This is a genomic window from Collinsella aerofaciens, assembly GCF_015546965.1.
GTDB classification, from domain to species: domain Bacteria; phylum Actinomycetota; class Coriobacteriia; order Coriobacteriales; family Coriobacteriaceae; genus Collinsella; species Collinsella aerofaciens_X.
Map to the genome: position 1 here is coordinate 103032 of NZ_JADMUF010000008.1, position 20297 is coordinate 123328.

At 60.6% G+C, this 20297-nt stretch carries 21 protein-coding genes; 9 read left to right on the plus strand and 12 right to left on the minus strand.

Annotated elements, in window-relative coordinates:
- Positions 1-37 precede the first annotated feature (37 nt).
- From I1M21_RS06925 to I1M21_RS06940, 4 genes are all read left to right on the plus strand, one after another.
- A complete protein-coding gene (locus I1M21_RS06925; protein WP_195192984.1) occupies positions 38-661 on the plus strand; it encodes a flavodoxin family protein in 624 nt (207 codons plus the stop codon).
- Between the two features lie 184 nt (positions 662-845).
- Positions 846-1187 carry an arsenate reductase family protein gene (locus I1M21_RS06930; RefSeq protein WP_195192985.1) on the plus strand — a complete coding sequence of 114 codons (342 nt, stop codon included), beginning with the start codon at positions 846-848 and terminating at the stop codon, positions 1185-1187.
- Between the two features lie 86 nt (positions 1188-1273).
- Positions 1274-2404 carry a CobW family GTP-binding protein gene (locus I1M21_RS06935; RefSeq protein WP_195192986.1) on the plus strand — a complete coding sequence of 377 codons (1131 nt, stop codon included), beginning with the start codon at positions 1274-1276 and terminating at the stop codon, positions 2402-2404.
- A 95-nt stretch (positions 2405-2499) separates the two neighbouring features.
- A complete protein-coding gene (locus tag I1M21_RS06940) occupies positions 2500-3099 on the plus strand; it encodes a tRNA (cytidine(34)-2'-O)-methyltransferase (RefSeq protein WP_195192987.1) in 600 nt (199 codons plus the stop codon).
- Positions 3100-3128: 29 nt separating this feature from the next.
- On the opposite strand, the gene I1M21_RS06945 is transcribed toward I1M21_RS06940, so the two are convergent.
- The 5 genes from I1M21_RS06945 to I1M21_RS06960 all read right to left on the minus strand — a co-directional run bounded on the left by I1M21_RS06945 (position 3129) and on the right by I1M21_RS06960 (position 9643).
- On the minus strand, positions 3129-5633 hold the full coding sequence (locus I1M21_RS06945) for an excinuclease ABC subunit UvrA (RefSeq protein ID WP_195192988.1): 2505 nt from the start codon (positions 5631-5633) through the stop codon (positions 3129-3131).
- A gap of 1 nt (position 5634) precedes the next feature.
- Complete coding sequence (locus I1M21_RS10040; protein WP_503562751.1) at positions 5635-5802, minus strand: DUF8462 domain-containing protein; 168 nt, start codon at positions 5800-5802, stop codon at positions 5635-5637.
- The gene (locus I1M21_RS06950; RefSeq protein WP_229025666.1) at positions 5736-6752 is read right to left on the minus strand and encodes an ATP-binding protein; all 1017 of its coding nucleotides are present in this window, start codon (positions 6750-6752) and stop codon (positions 5736-5738) included. The genes I1M21_RS10040 and I1M21_RS06950 overlap by 67 nt, the downstream gene beginning before the upstream one ends.
- A 186-nt stretch (positions 6753-6938) precedes the next feature.
- The gene (locus I1M21_RS06955) at positions 6939-8849 is read right to left on the minus strand and encodes a GTP-binding protein (RefSeq protein ID WP_195192989.1); all 1911 of its coding nucleotides are present in this window, start codon (positions 8847-8849) and stop codon (positions 6939-6941) included.
- Between the two features lie 305 nt (positions 8850-9154).
- Positions 9155-9643, minus strand: coding sequence for a GNAT family N-acetyltransferase (locus tag I1M21_RS06960; protein ID WP_195192990.1), 489 nt, complete (start codon positions 9641-9643; stop codon positions 9155-9157).
- Positions 9644-9720: 77 nt separating this feature from the next.
- On the opposite strand from I1M21_RS06960, the gene I1M21_RS06965 reads away from it, so the two are divergent.
- Entirely contained in the window at positions 9721-10017 is a 297-nt protein-coding gene (locus I1M21_RS06965) for a hypothetical protein (protein WP_195192991.1), read from the plus strand.
- 48 nt (positions 10018-10065) lie between these two features.
- On the opposite strand, the gene I1M21_RS06970 is transcribed toward I1M21_RS06965, so the two are convergent.
- Both I1M21_RS06970 and I1M21_RS09830 read right to left on the minus strand, forming a co-directional pair.
- Complete coding sequence (locus tag I1M21_RS06970; RefSeq protein WP_195192992.1) at positions 10066-10770, minus strand: class I SAM-dependent methyltransferase; 705 nt, start codon at positions 10768-10770, stop codon at positions 10066-10068.
- 63 nt (positions 10771-10833) lie between these two features.
- Positions 10834-10977, minus strand: a complete 144-nt coding sequence (locus tag I1M21_RS09830; RefSeq protein WP_195246138.1) for a hypothetical protein — start codon at positions 10975-10977, stop codon at positions 10834-10836.
- A 227-nt stretch (positions 10978-11204) separates the two neighbouring features.
- Between I1M21_RS09830 and I1M21_RS06975 the strand changes: the two genes are divergently transcribed.
- Positions 11205-11606 carry a hypothetical protein gene (locus I1M21_RS06975; RefSeq protein WP_195192993.1) on the plus strand — a complete coding sequence of 134 codons (402 nt, stop codon included), beginning with the start codon at positions 11205-11207 and terminating at the stop codon, positions 11604-11606.
- 128 nt (positions 11607-11734) lie between these two features.
- Here the strand turns inward: I1M21_RS06975 and I1M21_RS06980 are convergent, their stop codons facing one another.
- Entirely contained in the window at positions 11735-12550 is an 816-nt protein-coding gene (locus I1M21_RS06980; RefSeq protein ID WP_195192994.1) for a putative RNA methyltransferase, read from the minus strand.
- Between the two features lie 179 nt (positions 12551-12729).
- Between I1M21_RS06980 and I1M21_RS06985 the strand changes: the two genes are divergently transcribed.
- Positions 12730-14112: an MATE family efflux transporter gene (locus tag I1M21_RS06985; RefSeq protein ID WP_195192995.1), complete on the plus strand. Its 1383-nt coding sequence runs from the start codon at positions 12730-12732 to the stop codon at positions 14110-14112.
- A gap of 27 nt (positions 14113-14139) precedes the next feature.
- On the opposite strand, the gene I1M21_RS06990 is transcribed toward I1M21_RS06985, so the two are convergent.
- Positions 14140-15006 (minus strand): LysR family transcriptional regulator, encoded by an 867-nt coding sequence (locus I1M21_RS06990; RefSeq protein WP_195192996.1) that lies wholly within the window; start codon positions 15004-15006, stop codon positions 14140-14142.
- Between the two features lie 158 nt (positions 15007-15164).
- On the opposite strand from I1M21_RS06990, the gene I1M21_RS06995 reads away from it, so the two are divergent.
- Together I1M21_RS06995 and I1M21_RS07000 are read left to right on the plus strand one after the other, a co-directional pair.
- Positions 15165-16067 carry a DMT family transporter gene (locus I1M21_RS06995; protein ID WP_195192997.1) on the plus strand — a complete coding sequence of 301 codons (903 nt, stop codon included), beginning with the start codon at positions 15165-15167 and terminating at the stop codon, positions 16065-16067.
- An 88-nt stretch (positions 16068-16155) separates the two neighbouring features.
- A complete protein-coding gene (locus I1M21_RS07000) occupies positions 16156-16881 on the plus strand; it encodes a uracil-DNA glycosylase (protein ID WP_195192998.1) in 726 nt (241 codons plus the stop codon).
- A 51-nt stretch (positions 16882-16932) separates the two neighbouring features.
- On the opposite strand, the gene I1M21_RS07005 is transcribed toward I1M21_RS07000, so the two are convergent.
- The 3 genes from I1M21_RS07005 to I1M21_RS07015 form a co-directional block, all read right to left on the minus strand.
- Entirely contained in the window at positions 16933-17613 is a 681-nt protein-coding gene (locus I1M21_RS07005; protein WP_195192999.1) for an SDR family NAD(P)-dependent oxidoreductase, read from the minus strand.
- A gap of 9 nt (positions 17614-17622) precedes the next feature.
- A complete protein-coding gene (locus I1M21_RS07010; RefSeq protein WP_022093974.1) occupies positions 17623-18345 on the minus strand; it encodes a VUT family protein in 723 nt (240 codons plus the stop codon).
- Positions 18346-18501: 156 nt separating this feature from the next.
- Complete coding sequence (locus tag I1M21_RS07015) at positions 18502-20115, minus strand: peptide chain release factor 3 (RefSeq protein ID WP_118081383.1); 1614 nt, start codon at positions 20113-20115, stop codon at positions 18502-18504.
- Positions 20116-20297 lie beyond the last annotated feature (182 nt).

Here is a 20297-nt window from a genome sequence, read left to right on the forward strand (position 1 = left end):
CCTCTGCAGAAGTCACCAAAAGCAGAGGGAGTTTGTGATGAAGGTTCTTTTGGTCAACGGCAGTCCCAAGGCAAACGGCAACACCGCCCGCGCACTCGCCGAGGTCGCCGAGCAACTTAATGCAGAAGGCATTGATACCGAGGTGTTTCAGCTGGGCGCCAAGCCCATTCGCGATTGCATCGGTTGTGGCCTGTGCGGCAAGCTTGGCGGTCGCTGCACCTTTGACGACGACGTGGTGAACGAGCTCATCGCTGCCGCCGAGCAGGCAGATGGTTTTGTCTTTGGCTCACCCGTCTACTATGCGCACCCCAGCGGACGCATCCTCTCGGCCCTCGACCGCGCCTTCTATGCAGGCGGGCAAGCCTTTGAGCACAAGCCCGGCGCCGCGGTCGCCGTCGCCCGTCGCGGCGGCACGTCGACCACGTTCGATGTGCTCAACAAGTACTTCACCATTAAGCAAATGCCCGTGGTTGCTTCCACCTACTGGAACAACGTGTTTGGCCGCGTGCCCGGCGACGCCGATGGGGATGCCGAGGGCCTTGCCACCATGCGAAACATCGGCAAAAACATGGCCTGGCTCCTGCGCTGTATCGAGGCAGGACAGGCCGCCGGTATCAACGCACCCGAGGCAGATCGCGCAACGACCAACTTCATTCGATAAGTCCAGCGGCGGTAACCTCGATGTCCTATCAATGTCAGCGAAAAGCCAGCTGATGAGGCAAGGTGCCTTGAAAGAGGAGGGCGCTGGGCTTTTGCCCGCGCCCGACGATTGAAAGGCAGATTGCCCATCAGATGGCTTTGCAGCGTCGAGGTGACCGCCGTTCGTTAGAACGGCGGAACAATAAATGAATATTCAAATCTTCGGCACCAAAAAGTCCTTTGATACCAAGAAGGCCCAACGCTATTTTAAGGAGCGCCGCATTAAGGTGCAGTTTATTGACCTTAAGGAAAAGGAGATGAGCAAGGGCGAGCTCACGAGCGTGATGCAGGCGGTCGGCGGCATCGACAAGCTGCTCAATCCCAAAGCAAAGGACGAGGAAACGCTCGCGCTCATCCAGCACCTCACCCCCAGCCAGCGGTTCGATAAGTTGCTCGAGAATCAGCAGGTTCTGGCCGAGCCCATCGTGCGCAACGGCAAGAAGGCCACCGTCGGCTATAGTCCCGACGTGTGGGGAGCCTGGGAGTAGGCTGTGTTATTTGTCGGCGCGTGGGTATAAGAGCAGGCGTTTGGCATAAGATTTAACTGTAAGCCATGTCTAACAAAGGAGGGCACATGCCCAACAAACCCGTGAAGATCATCATGCTTACCGGATACCTCGGTGCCGGCAAGACCACGCTGCTCAATCACATCCTCGCTAACGACGGCGGCATCCGCGCCGCCGTGATCGTCAACGATATCGGCGAGATCAACGTCGACGCCAGTCTCATCGCCGACGGCGGCCTTTCCGAGACCGATGACCTCATCCCGCTCACCAACGGCTGCATCTGCTGCACGCTTTCGGATGACCTGGCCAACCAGCTGCAGGGCATCGCCGATTCGGGCAACTTCGACTACATCATCATCGAGGCATCGGGCATTTGCGAGCCTATCCCCATCGCCTACACCATCTCGAGCTTCTGCGACGAGGCCAAGGTGGGCGACGAGCCCAAGCTCGCGCTCGACAACATCGTGGCCGTGGTCGACTGCGCCCGCATGTACGACGAGTTCAACGGCGGTCGCGACCTGCTGGCCGAGGATATCGACGAGGACGACATCGAAAGCCTGCTCATCCAGCAGATCGAATTCTGCTCCACGCTGATCCTCAACAAGACCGATACCGTGACGCCCGAGCAGATCGCCGAGCTCAAGGCCATCGTGCGCAGCCTGCAGAAGGACGCCGTGATTGTCGAGGCCCAAAACGGCGAGGTCCCCATGGAGGAGCTGCTCGACACCGACCGCTTCGACTTTATGCGCGCCTACAACTCCGCCGCCTGGATCGAGGCCATGGAGCATCCCGAGGAGCACGACGACCCCGAGGTGCTCGAGTACGACATCGAGACCTTTGTGTACTCGCGCCGCAAGCCGTTTGACCTGCAGAAGTTCACCAATTTTGTTGAGCAGGAGTGGCCCGACGAGGTCATCCGCGTCAAGGGTCCGCTGTGGCAGACCGGCGATCCGGACATGTGCTACATGTTTGAGCAGGCCGGCCACCAGATGCGCCTGATGGAGAACGGCCTGTTTGTCGATTCGGCGCCCGAGGGCGAGAAGCAGAAGATCATCGACGAGAACCCCGAGATCATGCAGATTTGGGACGACGAGACGGGCGACCGCATGACGAGCCTGTGCATCATCGGCCGTCACATGGACAAGGATGCGCTCATCGCCTCCCTCGATGCCTGCCTGACCGACTGGCACCGCGCCTAGGTTTATCCAAGCGGGCATTTTTCCGCCTATGTAACCGCCAAACCACCACGAAGGTGCTCTTCGTGGTGGTTTTTCGTTCTGAGCCAAGGAGATTCATGTTCAACATTGTGCTGTATGCGCCCGAGATTCCGGCCAATACGGGCAATATCGGCCGCACCTGCGTGGTCACCGGCGCCCGCCTGCATCTGATGGAGCCGCTGGGCTTCTCGCTCGACGACAAAACGGTACGTCGCGCCGGCCTGGGCTACTGGCAAAACTTGGACGTGACGACCTATGCCGGCTGGGAGGATTTCCTTGCACGCAACGGTCTCTCCCCTGCCGACGAGCGCCTACATCTGCTGACCAAAAAGGCACGCCGCACCTATGCGCAGAGTACCTACCGCGATGGCGACTACTTGGTCTTTGGCAGCGAGAGCTCGGGCATTCCCGAGCCACTGCTCGCCGCGGCGCCCGAGCGCTGCGAGCGCATCCCTATGCTGCGCGATTGCGACTCGCTCGATAACGCCGAGGCTTGGGAAGCCCACGAGGAATCGCTCGGACATACCGAGGACAGCCACGAGGCCATCCTGCAGCAGGATATCTGCGGCAACTTCATCGACCCGGACGACTACCGCATTAGCGCCCTCAACCTTTCCAACAGCGCCGCCATCGTCCTCTACGAAGCCCTGCGCCAAACAGGCTTTCCGGGAATGTGACAAAGGAACTGTTCCTTTGTCACATTCGGTTATAGGTAGCGGCCGGTGATGCTTGCGGGGCAGGCTGCGATGTCGTCTGGCGTGCCGGCGCAGACGATTTGCCCGCCTGCATCGCCACCGCCCGGGCCCATGTCGATCACGTAATCGGCGTTACGGATAAGGTCGAGGTCGTGTTCGATCACGATAACCGTGGCGCCCTTGGCAACAAGGCCGTCGAACACACTCAGCAACACCTGAACATCGAGCGGATGTAGTCCGATCGTGGGCTCGTCAAACACAAACACGGCATCATCCTGCACGCGACCCATCTCGCTCGCGAGCTTAAGACGCTGCGCCTCGCCGCCCGAAAGCGCCGGCGTGGGCTCACCGAGCGTGAGATAGCCCAAGCCAAGGTCGTGCAAGGTCTGCAAGCGCGTCTGAACTTTCTTGAGCCCCACCGTGGCGTCGATGGCCTCGTCCACACTCATGTCCATGAGCTGCGGCAACGTAAGCAGACTCCCATCCTTGCCCTCGCGATGGATATGCGAGGCGGTCTCGGCGTAGCGCGAACCACGGCATGCCGGGCAGACGATTTCGACATCGGGCAAAAACTGCACGTCGAGCGATATCGAGCCCGTGCCATCACACGTAGGGCAGCGCAAGGCGCCGGTGTTGTAGCTAAAGGCGCCCGCCTTGTAGCCGGCTGCCTTGGCCTCGGGCGTACGTGCAAAGGCGCGGCGCAGCTCATCATGGATGTCGGCATAGGTTGCCACCGTCGAGCGCACGTTGGCACCGATGGGCGTGGCGTCAATCAGGTTGGCACGCGCAATGCCCTCGGCATCGATCCAGCGCACGTGGCGTGGCAAGCGCTCGCCAGCTGCCTGCGCCTTAAGCGCCGGGATGAGCGTCTCGAGCACCAACGTCGTCTTGCCCGAACCCGAAACACCCGTAACCGCGACCAAGCGACCGCGCGGAATATCGACTTCGAGCGGCTTGACGGTATGGATGGTATCGGTCGCCATGCGGATATGACCCTGGTCGAACATTTCGTCGTCAGTCACCTGCGGGCGCAAGCGCTTGGGCTCGGCGCGCAAAAACGGCGCGATGCGACTGCCCTGCGATTGTTCGACCTCGTCCACCGTGCCCGCAGCGATTACACTGCCGCCGCCCGCTCCGGCAACGGGCCCCATCTCGACCAGATAGTCGGCTTCCTCCAGCACACGCGTATCGTGGTCGACAACAACCACGGTGTTGCCGTCATCCACCAGATCGCGCATCACGCCCACCAAGCCGTCGACATTGGCAGGATGCAAGCCGATCGAGGGCTCATCCAGCACATAAAGCACGCCCGTCGATCGGTTGCGCACCACACGGGCGAGCTGCACGCGCTGGCGCTCACCCGTGGAGAGCGTGGCACCGGCGCGGTCGAGTGAAAGGTAATCGAGACCCAGGTCGACCAGGCGACGGGCCGCACCCAAAAACGAATCGCAGATATCCGTCGCCATGGGCTGCATCTCGGTCGGCAAGGATGCGGGCACCCCGCGCACCCACTCAATCGCCTCGCCCAATGTCATGGCCGCTGCCTGCGCCAGATTGATACCGCGCACCTGGGGCTGGCGCGCAGCCTCGGAAAGACGCGTGCCGCCACAGTCACGGCATGGCCCCTCGCGCAAAAAGCGTGCCACGCGTTTGAGGCCCTTGTCGTCCTTAACCTTGGCGAGCGCATTCTCGACGGTATAGACGGCGTTGTAATAGGTAAAGTCGAGCGGCGTGGCGCCCTCGCCGTTTTTGGGAACGTAGAGAATGTGCTTTTTAACCGCCGGACCATGGAACACGATGTCGCGCTCTTGAGGCGTGAGCTGGTTAAACGGCACGTCGGTGCGTACGCCCATCTCGCCTGCCACCTGCTTCATCAGATCCCACATGAGCGTGCCCCAGGGAAGCACCGCGCCCTCGTTGATAGTCTTGGACTCGTCGGGCACCAGGCTCGCTTCGTCCACCTCGCGCATGACACCGGTGCCGCCGCAGGTAGGGCACGCACCGCCGCTATTGAAAGCCAAATCCTCGGCACTCGGCGCGTAGAACTCGCAGCCGCATGTCGGACACGTGAGTGGCAGGCCTGCGGCCACGTTAAGACTCGGCTCCACGCGCGCCCCGCAGTGCGGGCACATGTGATGGGCGCAACGGCTAAAGAGTAGACGCAGGCTATTGTTGAGCTCGGTCATGGTGCCAAAGGTCGAGCGCACGCCCGGCACGCTCGGGCGCTGATGCAATGCGAGCGCCGCCGGCACGTGCAGTACCTCGTCCACCTGGGCGTGCTCGGCCTGCGTCAGACGACGGCGAGTATAAGTGCTGAGCGCCTCCAGGTAGCGGCGCGAGCCCTCGGCGTAAAGAACGCCCAGTGCCAGCGAACTCTTGCCCGAGCCCGACACGCCGGCAATACCCACGAGCTTTCCCAGCGGGATATCAATATCGATGTCCTTGAGGTTGTGTACACGTGCGCCACGCACCTCGATAGCTTGCGGGCCCATCTTCTGTTCCGTCACCTTTATCATCCTACTCGTGCCATAAAATGCGGTCGCGGATATACTCGCCCAGCATGGGCACGGTAAACCGGACGAGGCCGTATCCGGCAGCCTCGATGACGCGCTCGCGAATCAGGCTTGCGCGATATTTACTCGCCCAGCTCTGGGTACGATCACAGCGCTCAATGATATCCGCCATGCGCGTCGGTTTACCCTCATCAGCAGCCATAGCCTCGATAAAGAGGCGTTGCGGACTGCGCAGCCCGTAATACAGAGGCGCGTCAACCGCTTCGTAGAACTCGGAGACGGCATCCGCGTGCCCAGCCTCGACATCGCGCTCTTCAATGACCTGCGAGCCACGCCGGACAGCAGACCGCCACATGTAATAGCCCACCAGCTGAACCATGTAGGGATGCCCATGCTCTTGCGCGCCGCAAGGTCCGCCGTCTCCGCGTCAACGTAAAGACCAGCGTCTTTGACCGTCCGGACATATGAATCGCGCACCTTGGGCAAAGATATCGCCCCCAGCGTACGCTGCTGGGCACGCCGCAAAAACGTCACGCTCGGCTCTTCGAGCAGGTCGTCAACCATACTGGGTAAGCCGGCGAACACCAGCGCAAGACCGCGCTGGTCGCTATCGGGCAAGCCCGTGGCATCCTGGTCTCCGAGCACCTGCTGATAGAGAACGGCAAGAGCCGCCAGTTCCTCAATAGACGCCGATTGCGCCTCGTCAATCGCAAACAGGATGCCCTTGCCTGGACCGAGCTTCTTAAGGCGCTTGTTGACCAGCCCTCGCAACGTCTCGCCCTTTGCCCGCGCCGCCTCGACCGACATCCGACCAAACGACGGACCGAACTCCATTGACGTCACAACGGGTTTATTCGAGCGAAGCGCGTAGGCCAAGCGGTCGCATAAGCCAAGCGAAGCGGAATCGGAGACAACCGCCCATCCGCGCTCGCTGGCCAGACGTTGCAGCTCCCGCAGGAGAACCGTCTTGCCGCAGCCGCGGTTTCCCGTAATGAGCATGAGCCTGCCCGGCGCTCCGGCGCCGTTATCGAGCCCTTCCTCGAAATCTTCGATGACCGACTCGCGACCGATGAGTATCGGAGGCCGCTTGCCAGCCGTGGGCTTAAAGGGATTTGGATTCATGTCGGCCTCCTCGGATTGGCAAACCCTGGTAATAGTTATACCAACTTATACCGAGTTATACCAACAGCAGGTGACAAAAGGGCCGCCTTTCTATCACCTATGGCCGAAAAACTCGGCGTCTGCTGCTCGCCAGGGGCGGAAGGTGGCGGGATCGACCTTTACGTGCGCCGCGGCGGGTACGTCGTACTATTTGACCGTGTAACCGGCGCCGTGAGAGCAAAAGACCGAATCGGGCGTGTTGGGCAGATCGGCCTCTGGCTCATAGGCGGCAGCCTCGATTACGCGCTCGGCATCATGGCAAGCCGCATAGCCGGCGAACTCTAGGTACAGATGCCCGCGACCGCTCGTGTAGGCAGCCACCTCCAGCGCGTAATCCTGCACCTCAGATGCCGGCACGCGACCCACAAGCTTCGCCCGATCTCCCGCCATCGTCGGCGGCTCGTACTCGGCACCCATGCGCGTGGCATCCGAGAGCGCCCGGCCCACGCACTCCCCCGGCACCTCGAGCTCAAAGCGGTACCACGGCTCCAACAGCACCGCCGCGCCAGCCTCACGTGCCCGCATGAGCCCCTGGCGAACCGCGCGGTACGTGGCCTGGCGAAAATCGCCGCCCTCGGTGTGTTTGGCATGCGCGCGGCCGCCCGTGAGCGTAATGCGCACATCGGTGATGGGCGAGCCGGTCAGCACGCCCAGGTGATCGCGCTCCATGGCGTTGGTGAGTGCCAAACGCTGCCAGTTAAGATCGAGCTCGTCAGTCGAGGTTACGGTGCCAAACTGCACGCCCGAGCCCGCCGGCAACGGCTCCAGGCGCAAATGCACCTCGGCATAGTGGCGCAGCGGCTCAAAGTGGCCCACGCCCTCGACCGGCTGCGAAATAGTCTCCTTATAGAGAATGCCGCCGGACTCAAACGCAACCGAAAGGCCAAAGCGATCAGCCAACACCCGCTGCACGACCTCGAGTTGCACGGCGCCCATCAACTGCAAATGAATCTGCTCAAGATGCGTATTCCAGCTTACGCCGAGCATGGGATCTTCATCCGCCAGCTCAGTCAACGCTCTGAACACCGCATGGACATCATGTTCGCCCGGAAGCACCGTATAGGTGAGGACCGGCGCAATGACGGGCGCATCGCCCGCAGGCTCCGCGCCCAGGGCGTCCCCTGGGCGAACGTGCGCAAGACCCGTCACGGCACAAATACCGCCAGCAGCAACTTCTTGGGCAAGCTCATACTTTTCGCCGTTATAGATGCGTACCTGATCGACCTTCTGCTCCCATGCCTCGGCGCCGGAACGTCCGTCAATCATCTGCTTGGCATGCAGCGTGCCGCCGGTCACTTTAACCCAAGCCAAGCGCTCGCCGCGATTCCCGCGGCTGACACGATAGACGCGCGCGGCAAACTCCGGAAGCCATGCCTGTTCACGCATCAGCGCGCATATGCCATCCAGCAGCTCGTCCACGCCTTGGTCCTTGAGCGCCGAGCCGGCAAAACAGGGAAAGAGCTTGCGCTCGGCAACCATGCGTGACAGCGTTGCGACAGAAAGCTCACCCGCCTCAAGAAACTCCTCGAGCGCCGCCTCGTCCAACGCAGCAGCGTCCTCCTGAACGGCGCCGCCCGCCAGCAGTTCGCTGGCATCCAGGCAGCCCTCGGAAAGACGTTGCCCAAGTTGTGCCAGCAAAACATCGCGGCCGGGATTCTCCAAATCGATTTTGTTGATGAAGATGAACGTCGGGATGTCATAGCGCGCAAGCAGGCGCCACAGGGTTTCGGTGTGTCCTTGCACGCCGTCGTTGGCGCCCACAACCAAAATCGCGTAGTCCATCGCGCGCAATGTGCGCTCCGCCTCGGCTGAAAAATCGACATGCCCCGGTGCATCCACGAGCATGACGTGGGTATCGCCATGGTCGAGTACGGCCTGCGACGAGAAAATCGTGATGCCGCGCTCGCGCTCGATCGCGTCAGTGTCCAGATGCGAATCACCATCGTCCACGCGGCCGCGCTTGCGAATGCGACCCGCGTTGAACAGCATGGCCTCGGCCAACGTGGTCTTGCCGGCATCGACATGCGCCAAGATTCCAACGACCGCTTGCTTCGACATGGCTCTCCTCTTATTACAAGCCCATCGCACGCGGCAACAGGCATCCTCGTTCCACACTGGATGATACAATTTACGTGCCGGCGGGCGAAGCGGGCCCTATCCCCCGACCGAGCTCATCGCCCCGCGTTGCCGCGCGGCGATTTTCGTAGGTTCGCGCCTTGCGAAAGCCGGCACCTCCCCTTTTTGTCTGCCCGGGCTCATCTGGGGCGATAACAACGCGAGCCCCACAACAACGCGTTTTACCAAAAATGGCCCCACTCGGGGCCATTTTCATTTCGGTGAAACGCTGGTATGTGACTCGGCCTTTATGCCTCGCGCAGCCAATCAAACGCGACGCGCGGCGTACCGTCCGACACATATACGATACTGGCGCGCTTAAACCCGGCCTTGGCGATGGCGCCCTGCATGGGCAGGTTGTCTTGATGCGTGTCGATACGCAGGTGATCGGCGCGCTCCTTGGCAAAGGCAAACATCGCAGCCGCGATACCGTGCACGGTGCCGTCGGATGCCACGCGGTGCAGCACGGCGTACGGAGTGTCGCTATGCCATTGACCGTCCTCAATTACGTCATAGCACTCGTCCGGACCCGGTAAAAAGGCAAACGTCGCCACCACGCGACCGTCGACTTCGCACACATAGCTGCCACCAGCGGCGATATCGGCTGCCAGCTGCTCGGCAGAAGGCGTGCCCTCGGGCCACTGCGTGGCGTTGCCATGCGCGCGCATAAAGGCGCGGGCCGCGTCATAGATAGCCATGACGGCGGGAATGTCGGTATCGAGGGTTTTTCTGATCATCACGCGGCGACCTCACGTTTATTGGTATCACTTTGATTGGGCAATGATACCAGCGTTTGGAGAGGGGCACGAAGCAGATGGGGAGCAAAAAGCGAGCCGCTTGGTCAAAAGCCAAAAGCGAGTTTTTAGGCGCTGCCACGGGCGGCGATATGAGCGACCTGTTTGCGCGCGAGAATGAGCTCCGCGACGCCCTGGACGCCGAGCGCGATGAGGCCTGGCGCTACAAATCGTGCGAGCGCAAAAACCGTTACGACACGCGCGCCGAGGCCGAGGCAGTTATGGCCGACTGCGAAAGCCGCGGGCGGCGCGGTTTGGCCTGCTACAAATGCGAATACTGCGGCGGCTGGCACCTGACATCGCACCCTTGGAAATAGGCACCACATCGGCACGGCACCGACGGAGCGCCAACCATCGCACGCAAGCTACGGGCGCGGCGGCACCAAGACATCGTAACGAACGGCCTTGCCCGCAAGTTGATAGCTCGGCTTAACACCGGCAAGCAGTGGCCCCTTCACCGGCCGCTTGATAACCAACTTGCGCGGGTGCACCGCAAGCGCAGCCTCAACCAGCGTCTCCTCATCGGCGCACGGCTGCTCCAAATGATGCAAGAGTTGGAACTTCTTTTTGACCGCTGCACTCTTGGTGCGCTCGGGAAACATGGGGTCCAGGTACACCACGTCGGGTGCTGCGAGCTCGCCCTGCTCGAGCAGCTCGACGGTTTGACGAAGGCCTGCAATGCTGTCCTCGCCCGCATGCAGACGCATGCGCGCCACGGCTGTCGCAAGCGCCGGATCATCTGCCGCGCGATCCAAAGCATCCTTGAGGAGCGCCGCGATCACGCAATCCTGCTCATACAGATCGACGGTAAAGCCCGCGGCCGCCAGCAGCAGCGAATCCTCGCCAAAGCCTGCCGTGGCGTCAATCGCCCATGGGCTCTCGATGCCTTTTGCGCGCGCAGCCTTTACCAGCAGTTCTTGCTGCAGACGGCCCTGCTTGAGCCGTGGAAGCATGCGGCCAAAATCGGCACGCAGCTCCATCGTGCCGTCGGTGAGTGTGAGGCCCTCGGACTTCCCGATCAGCTCAAGCCCCGCGGACCGAGCAACAGAAAAGGGATCGACGACGCCCATGGGTACTCCTTAGCAAGCAAAACGAATACGTGAGCGCCGTTTGTGTCGGCACCCAACCGTCCGCTATTGTCCCACATGCGACATGGCCCACAGCATCGCAATACAAAGCACCGCCATCAATCCCGTGCACACAGTAGCGATCACGGAATCACTCATGCGCCTTCCCAACGACCGCGCCTCACGTACCTGCTCTGCTCCGTACATCATGGTTCCTCCTTCGGTCTAGCTCTTACCATGGCCCCATCATCGCAGCGCCGCGCATACGCTGCCATCGATTTGGCTTACGCCCAGCTTTCCTTTTTGAAAGGTTGGACCGCACAGGCAAGAGACGCTTTCAAACGCATGCATCGCCCCGTTGAACTACAATGTGCTTCACCATATGTGCAGTACATTGGGTGCGCCAAGTTGGCGTACTCGTATCGAAAGGACCAGCCATGAGCTTCACTCGCAAGACTCTCAAAATCCTTGCTCTCATCTACTTTGTTTTGGGCATCGCCAGCCTCGTCACCGCCGGCGTCGGTATCGCCACGGGCGGTCTCGATTCCACGTACGGTTCGTACGCCACGCTCGCAGCGGTCGTGCTTATCGCCAAGGGTCTCGTCGACCTTGCCGCAGGCGTCGCCGGTGTCAAGGGCGCCAACAAGCCTTCGCAGGTGGACGGCGCGTTTAAGCTCGGTATTGTTGCCGCGGTCGCCACGCTTGCCCAAGCGGTGCTCACGCTTCCCGCGTTTGGCGGCGACGCCATCAACTTTGGCGCCTTTGTCATCGTGGTGTACGACCTGTTCTTTGTCCAGCAGGCACACGCCGTTAAGGCCGAGAACAAGGACCGCCTGTAAGCGCTCGCTTCTCATAACCTCTGCAGCCAAGCAACTAAAAAGGGCCGATCGCGCATCTCCGCGGTCGGCCCTTTACGTTTGCCCAGATAAAACCTACCAAAATAAACCTGTCCCTTTTTGGCAGGTTGTTAGCTGTGGCGGTACTCGGCGATGATGAAGTCGATGTCGGTTTGAAGGGTATCCAAATTTGCCAGGCGCTCTTTGTCGGCAGGGCGTGTGCGATAGTAGTACGGCGTCATCTGGAACACCGCCTCGATATCGGCCTGGATCTGAAGCGTAATATTCGCAGATACCCGCTGCGTTCCGACTAACTCGAGCTCGGTGGTCTTCGGCAGCTTTTCATCGTTAAGGTACGGCGTGTCGTAGAGCACCTCCTTGAGCCCAAACAGATGACGGGCACCCGGCACCACGGTGTAGAGCGAACCCTCCGGCGCCAGCACGCGGGCAAACTCGCGCTCGTTAAAGGGAGCGAAGAGCTCGGTCACCATATCGAAGGCGCCATCGGCCACAGGGATGTCCTTCATGTTGGCCACGAAGTAGGTCGCATCGCCGCGCTTGGCCGCCAAGCGCACCATCTCCTTGCCCAGGTCGAAACCGTAAGCATCCACGCCCGGCACCGCGCCCATGGCGCTGGTGTAGTAGCCCTCGCCACAGCAAATATCGAGCAGCGTCATGGGGCCGTTCACAGACGCGGCGCGCCCAGACACCTGCTTGCGCGCCAACTCAACCATCGCATCGCGCAACGGCGCATAGTAACCGCAATTCAGAAAGTCACGGCGGCTGCGTGCCTGCGACTTGGGATCGCCCATAGAGTCGCCGCTCTTGGACGAGCGCAGTAGATATAGATAGCCCTCGCGCGCACGGTCAAACCGGTGTCCACCCGCGCACACAGCACCGCGCTCGTCGTCCACCAACGGCTCATGGCAAACGGGACACAACAACATGGCAACTCCTTAGCGCGAACAACACAACGCCCACCATTGTCGCACGCCTTCCCCACCTAGTCATTGGGGGACGTTCTTGAATAACCAGTCGTTTAAGAACGTCCCCAATGACTAGTCGATTAGGAGTATCATCGTCTGCGCAAATAAGCACGAAAGAGCATGTTAGAGATTGAGAGCGCATGGCTGACACCGTATCTAAGCACATTGACATGACCACCGGATCGCTGTGGCGCAATATCCCCCTGTTCGCCTTCCCCGTGGCCGCCACGAGCATCTTGGAGCAGCTGTCGAACCTCATCGCCACGGTCATCATCGGTAACTTCTCGGGCGACCAGGGAACCCTCGCCATGGCGGCGGTCGGCTCCAATGTTCCGCTTACCAGCCTTATGCTCAACCTGTTTATTGGCATGTCGCTTGGCTCCAACGTGGTCATCGCCAACGCTATCGGCCGAAACGATCAGAACATGGTCAAACGCGCCGTCCATACCTCGATTCTTATGGCACTTGTGGGCTTTGTCGTCATCGCGCTGGGCGAGATCTTTGCCGAGCCCATGCTCGCCGCCCTCAACGTTCCCGCCGAGACCATGCCGCTCGCTTCGCTCTACCTGCGCGTCTTTTTGCTCAGCCTGCCCTCGATCTTGCTCTACAACTTTGAGGCCGCGATCTTCCGCTCCGTCGGCATCACCCGCATGCCGCTACAGGCGCTTGCCGTGTCCACCGTCCTCAACATTGGCCTGGACCTCATCTTTGTCCCCGTACTCCACTGGGGCGTCGCGGGCGTCGCCATCGCCACCGCCATCGCCTACACCGTCAGTGCCGCTACGCTCTTTATCCGCCTGCTCAAGACCGACTCCGTCGTCCGCGTCACCCTACGCGACCTGGCTATCGACCCCGTCGCCCTCAAGCGCATCGTCAAGATCGGCCTGCCCGCCGGCATCCAAAGCGCCGTCTTTGCCGTCGCCAACATCATCATCCAGTCTGCCATCAACAGCTTGGGCACCGAGGTCATGGCGGCATCGAGTGCCGCCATGAGCCTGGAGTACGTGTGCTACAACCTGCTCAACAGCTTTAGCCAGGCTTGCACCACCTTTGTGGGACAAAATCACGGCGCCCGCCAGATCGACCGCTGCACCAAGACGCTCAAGGTCTGCTTGGTCGAAGGCGGTATCGTTGCACTCACCACGATCATCGTTATTGTCGGCCTGGGGCGCGAAATCTTGTCGCTGTTCAATAGCGATCCCAACATCGTCTCAATCGGCTATATCCGCGTGTGCTCGATCTTCCCGGCGTACGCCTTTAGCATGTTCTACGAAAACATGTCAGGCTACCTGCGCGGCTTTGGTATCTCGCTCACGCCCGCCCTCATCACCATGATCTGCGTCTGCGGTATCCGCTTCTATTGGGTGTTCTGCGTGTTCCCGCATTTCCGCACCTTTGCAAACATCATGATGGTCTACCCCATCAGCCTGGGCACCACGGCGTTCTTTATGGTCGTTGCGGTACTACTTTGCCACCCGGCACGCACCTATCGCGCCACCCAAGCCAAAGTGACAGCCCGCTAAACACCGCACCCAACGTCACGCCAGTCATTAATTGACAATATGCGAGCTCATATAGTCGATAAAGCGCCTCGTGGCGATGGGCATGGTGTCCCAGCTGCGCCAGGCGGCCACCACGTCGCGCGAGGGGGCATGCACGATGGGCCGCACATGAATATCGGCTTGCACGCCCTCTACAGTACGACGGTAGAGCATGCTCACGCCCAGGCCCTCCTCCACCATCGCCATGATGGTGTAGTCGTCGGTCACCTCACTCGTCACGTGCGGTGACAGCCCATGCGCCGCAAATGCATCGAGCACCAGGCTCTGTTCGCCCTCATCCAGCAGCACAAACGGCTCGGACGCCAGGTCGACGAGTGTCACCTTTTCCTTTGCCGTCAGCGGATGCGCGGCCGGCAACAATGCTACCAACTCGTCGTGATAGACCACACGCTTCTCGAGCCCAGCGGTAAATCCGCGCGCCGTAAAACAAAAATCAACCACGCCATCGTGCACCCACTGGGCGTTGCGCGTGTAATCGCCCTGCTTGAGGGTAAAGCGTACGCCCGGGTGCAGGGCACCAAAGTCGCGGATCACGCGCGGCAACACGGTTCGACTCACATTGGTAAACGTCGCAATGCGAATATCAGTCGACGAAAGCCCAAGTAACTCCTGACGTTTGCCCTCAAGCTCGGCCTCGGCGGTCACAATCTGGCGCAGGAACGGCAGATATTGTTTACCGTCGCGCGTAAGCGAAACGCCCTGCTTACCGCGCTCGATAAGCGTGGTACCCAGCTCGCGCTCGAGCGCCTTGACGGCCTGGCTCACCGCACTTTGGGTATAGCCCAGCTCGTCCGCCGCGCCCTTAAGGCTGCCGCGATCGACCACCATACAAACAATCTGATACCGCGATGCCATCGTGCCTCCACATCGATGTAGCCGTAAAACGTTTTGCCAGGGCTTTTCCTAATGACATTAGCATTTCTTAATTATACTGAGGATACATTCGCTTTACTACATCCACATCTGGGAGCAGAATCCTTTTTACGAAACCGTTCTGTAACAAAAGGAGTCCCATGGATCGCAAAAAAGCAATCGCGCTCTCATTTTCCGTTCCCGTCGCATGGGGCTTTTCGTACCCCCTCATGAAGATCGGCATGGACAGCATGAACGCCACGAGCATCGTTGCGTTGCGCTGCATCATCGCCTTTGTGGCCTGCCTGATGCTCTTCCACAAGCGCGCGTTCCGCATCAACCGCGACCTTATGGTCCGCGCCGCCATCATCGGCGCCATTATGGCAACCGAGCTCACTTGCATGTGCCTGGGCTCCAGCCTCACCTCCGCCTCCACTGCCGGCTTTTTGCAGAGCCTGACGGTCGTGATCGTGCCGTTTGCCAACGCCGCCCTGCTGCGCCGCGCCCCCGAGCGCAAAGTGCTCGTCGGCACCGCCATCGTCACCTGCGGCATGCTGCTGCTCTCGGGCGCCGACTTTACCAGCCTGAACCCGGGCGCGCTCATCATGCTGCTCTCGGCCTTTATCTATGCCAGCCACATCATCGTGGCCAAGCGGTTTGTCGAAGAAGTCGATCCGCTGGCTCTGGGCGTTTGGCAGCTGGGCTTTGGCGCCCTGTTCTCGGGCATTGCCGCATGCGTCTTTGGCGGCTTCACGCTTCCCGGCACGCCCAGCGAAATCGTCGTTGTCGTCGCGCTCGCACTCATCTGCTCTGCCTACGGCTTTATCACCCAGACGCTCGTTCAGCCCCACGTGCCAGCCGAGACCACCGGCTTCGCCTTCTCGCTCGAGCCGGTCTGCTCCGCCGTCTTCTCGTTCTTCCTGGTCGGCGAGGTCCTGAGCCCCATCGCATTCTTTGGCGCCGCCCTCATCCTCACCGGCGTCATGGTTGCAACCGTCGAGCTTCCGCGCCTTCGCGCACATGGACAGGCTCGTATGGCAGGAGCGCCCGAACGCACCTCGTAGACCCCGCTCTTCATGCAGCCGCGGCATAAAGGCAACCGGTGCGCCTTTACAATAGATGCCAACAGAGCATCTGCCATAAAGGAGCCCCATGGACACCGTAACTCGCGACCGCAACATAGCAACTTGGTTGGGCGATGCGCCGCAGCCGGTACGTGACACTACGAACCAGCTGCTCGAGCGCATCGTCCTTTTGCGTGCCGAGCAAACCATCTACCCGGCACAAGACGACATCCTCAATGCCCTCGCCTACACGCCGGCCAACCAGGTCAAGGTTGTCATCTTGGGTCAAGACCCCTATCACGGACCCAACCAGGCAATGGGACTATCGTTCTCGGTCCCCGCGACGCAAACCAAGTTGCCGCCGAGCCTGCGCAACATCTATAAGGAGCTCAAAGCCGATCTAGGCTGCCCCATTCCCGCCACGGGAGACCTAACCCCATGGGCGCAACAGGGCATCCTGCTCCTCAACACTACGCTCACCGTGCGCGAGCATGCCGCGAACTCGCACGCCAAACTGGGCTGGAGCACCCTGACCGACTACGTTATCGAACGCTGCTGCCAGCTGCCCCAACCGGTAGTCTTTTTGGCATGGGGCCGCTTTGCCCAGCAGATGGTCGAAGGCAAGCTCGCCGCTACCGGCGCGGGCAAGGCAACCGGCAAGTTCTGCCTGGCCTCTACGCACCCCTCGCCGCTTTCGGCCAACCGTGCCACGGCAGAACTCCCCGCTTTTATGGGGTCGCGCCCCTTCTCTGCCGCCAATCGGCTACTCGAACAGCACGGCTCGACCCCCGTCAACTGGACTTGCCTCGGCTAACAATCGATACATCAAAAAACGCGCCCGATGGCTTTCCGCCGGGCGCGTTTTCTATTCGGGCCAAATAAATTGCGTGCGGCCGGCCTCGCCGCCATCGATCAGCAGACTCTGCCCGGTCATAAACCGGTTGGTCACGCCCACAAAGTAGATCCACTCGGCGATCTCTTGGGCGGTGGCCCAGCGTTTAAGCGGCGTGAGCTCCATAATCTGGTTCCACAGGTGCTCGTCTTCCATCACGCAACGGTTGAGCGGCGTGATAACGCCGCCCGGGTCCACACTGTTGGCGATAGCCTGCGGTGCCAGACGGTTTGCAAGGTTCTTGGTGTAGGCGATAACGCCGCCCTTGCTGGCGGCATAGGCGGGAAACTCCGATCCCGTATGCCCGCTCGCCGACCCCACATTGACCACGGATTTGATAGCCGGCGCCGGCTTGGCGGCAAGCCCCTCTTCCACAAAGGCGTAGCGCTCGGTCACGTTAATGGTGCCACGCAGGTTGGCGGCGATGTCGTCGGCCGAATCCTGCGTGCCGGCAACGTTCACGATCACCTGGGGCTCAAGGTCGCTTGGAAACGAGTCCGGCTCGCGGACATCAACAATCAGATGGCGGTAGCGCTCGTGTTCGATCGCTGCCGGCAGCAGATCAAAGCCCACGACCTCGTGGCCCTCATCCAAAAAGCGCTGCACGCACGCGGCTCCGATACCGCCCGAAGCGCCCGTGATCAAAACCCGCATACTTGCTCCTTAGGCGGTTGCGTGGCGCTCGAGGTACTCGGAGCCCACATTCTCGCGCTCCCAGCCGCGCACGACCTTGTAGCCCACGGGACTCAGGAAGACCTCGCACAGCAGCTCGGCGACGGCGCCCGTCAGCGAGCACATAAGAACCTGCACCCAGGTCCAGCCAAAGAACGTGTGGCTCACCACAATGGCAAAGACCAGGTTGTCGATAAACTGACCAACGCCCGTGGAGACATAGGAGCGGAAGGCAAAGCTCGCAAAATTATTCTTTTTGAGCATGCGGCCGAGCGACTGGTTGAGCGTGGAGTTAACCACGGCAGAAACGAGCATGGCAAGCGACGAGCCAAGCACCACGTACCAGGTGCCGCCGATGGTGGCGTTAAGGGCAGTGTTGACCTCGATCATGCCGGTGTCGTAGTAGGCGCCCCACATGCCGGGCGTTAGCGAGCATGCCCAAAAGCACAAGCTCACGGCCAGGTTAACCAGCAGCGCGAGGATAGAGATTTTGATGGATGCCTTGGCGCCAAAGCGCTTGCAGATCATGTCCTGGCACAAAAACGAGACCCAGCTCACCACAAAGCCGCAATCGAGCGCCAGATACGGCAGACTGATGAGCTCTTTGTTGGCCAGCAGGTTCATCATGATGACGCTCACGAAAAACAGCGAAACCGTTGCCGCGGGAATGCTCCGCAACAGGACCTTGTAGTCCTCCATGACCTTCTTGATCATTATGTACTCCTTTGGTTTTAGGTTTAACGAGCAGGATATCGGACCCGAACTGCTCGGACGCCCCGGTCTTGAGACGACGGTGGGTATGATAGCCGCTCACACGGCATCAGGCAAGCAAACGGCGCGGCAGCCCCGCAGGGCCACCACGCCGATGCGCTAAAACGCTACGTTGCCAAACTCCGACAGGATAAGGTCGGGATTGTGGTCGGTTGCCCAATCCACGTTCCACGGGCTCGTGAACAGCAGCAACTTGCCGCCGCGCATGTCCTCGACGCGCAGCGTGTCGCGCGTGAGCGAAAGGCCCGGGATATCGATGGTATCGGGGTCGTTCTGAATCCAGCGGATGTCCGTATAGGGCAGCGGCTGGCGACGAACCTCAACACGGTACTCGGCCTTGAGGCGACGCTCGAGCACCTCAAACTGCAGCACGCCGACCACGCCCACGATGACGCTCTCCATACCGGCGCCCAGCTCGCGGAAGATCTGGATGGCGCCCTCCTGGGCAAGCTCCTCCATGCCTTTGACAAACTGCTTGCGCTTGAGCGTGTCGACCTGCGTAATGCGAGCGAACATCTCGGGGGCAAATGTCGGGATCTGCGGATACTGCACATGGCGCTTGCCAGAGCACACGGTGTCACCGATGCTAAAGATACCCGGATCGAACAGGCCCACGATATCGCCCGCGTACGCCTCGTCCACGATGGCGCGGTCATCGGCCATCATCGAGGTACCCGTAGCGAGCTTAAGCTTGCGGTTGCCCTGCACGTGGAAGGCATCCATGCCGCGCTCGAACTTGCCCGAGCAAATGCGCACAAAGGCGATGCGGTCGCGGTGGTTCTTGTCCATGTTGGCCTGGATCTTAAACACAAAGCCGCTAAAGTCGTCGCGGCAGGGATCGACCGGTTCGCTGGTGAGCGTATCGGTATAGGCGCGCGGCGTCGGGGCCAGACGCAGGAACTCCTTCAGGAAAGGCTCCACGCCAAAGTTGGTAAGCGCCGAGCCAAAGAACGCCGGGCTCAGCTTGCCGCAGGCCACGGCATCCAAATCGAGCTCGTCGCCGGCACCATCGAGCAGCTCGATATCGTCCATCAGGTTCTTATGGTTTTCTTCGCCGATGAGCTCGTCCATGGAAGGATCGCCCAGTTCGGCCTCGACCTCAGCGACCTTCTTGGTGGCGTTGGCGTGGCCGTCGCCCTCAAAGGCAATGACGTGACGAGTCTGACGATCGAACACGCCGCGGAAGTTGCGGCCGCTGCCGATCGGCCAGTTCATGGGATACGTATTGATGCCCAGGACATTCTCGATCTCTTCCATGAGCTCAAACGGATCGCGAGCCTCGTGGTCGAGCTTGTTCACAAAGGTGAAGATGGGGATGTGACGCAGTGTGCAGACCTTAAAGAGCTTTTTGGTCTGGGCCTCGACGCCCTTGGCGCCGTCGATGACCATGACCGCAGCGTCGGCGGCCATAAGGGTACGGTAGGTATCCTCCGAGAAGTCCTGGTGGCCGGGGGTATCGAGAATGTTGACACAGGCGCCGTTATAGGTGAACTGCAGCACCGAGGAGGTGACGGAGATGCCGCGCTCCTTCTCGATGTCCATCCAGTCCGAGACAGCATGCTTGGCCGAGCTCTTGCCCTTGACCGAGCCGGCAGTCTGGATGCTGCCGGTATAGAGCAGCAGCTTCTCGGTAAGCGTGGTCTTACCGGCGTCCGGGTGGCTGATGATCGCGAATGTGCGGCGCGACGAGATTTCATCCGACAGGCTTGCCATGCGGATCCTTTCTTGCGTTCTATATGCATTACGTCGATGTAACTGCCCTATTGTAGCCGTGAAACCCCGCCATAGGGCACCTATCAGGACAAATTCATCAGTTGGGGTCTGGGTAGCCGGCTTAATCCGAATTTGTCTCTTGCGTAACTGTGCATAGTGTATATATACTGTGCTTACCGGTT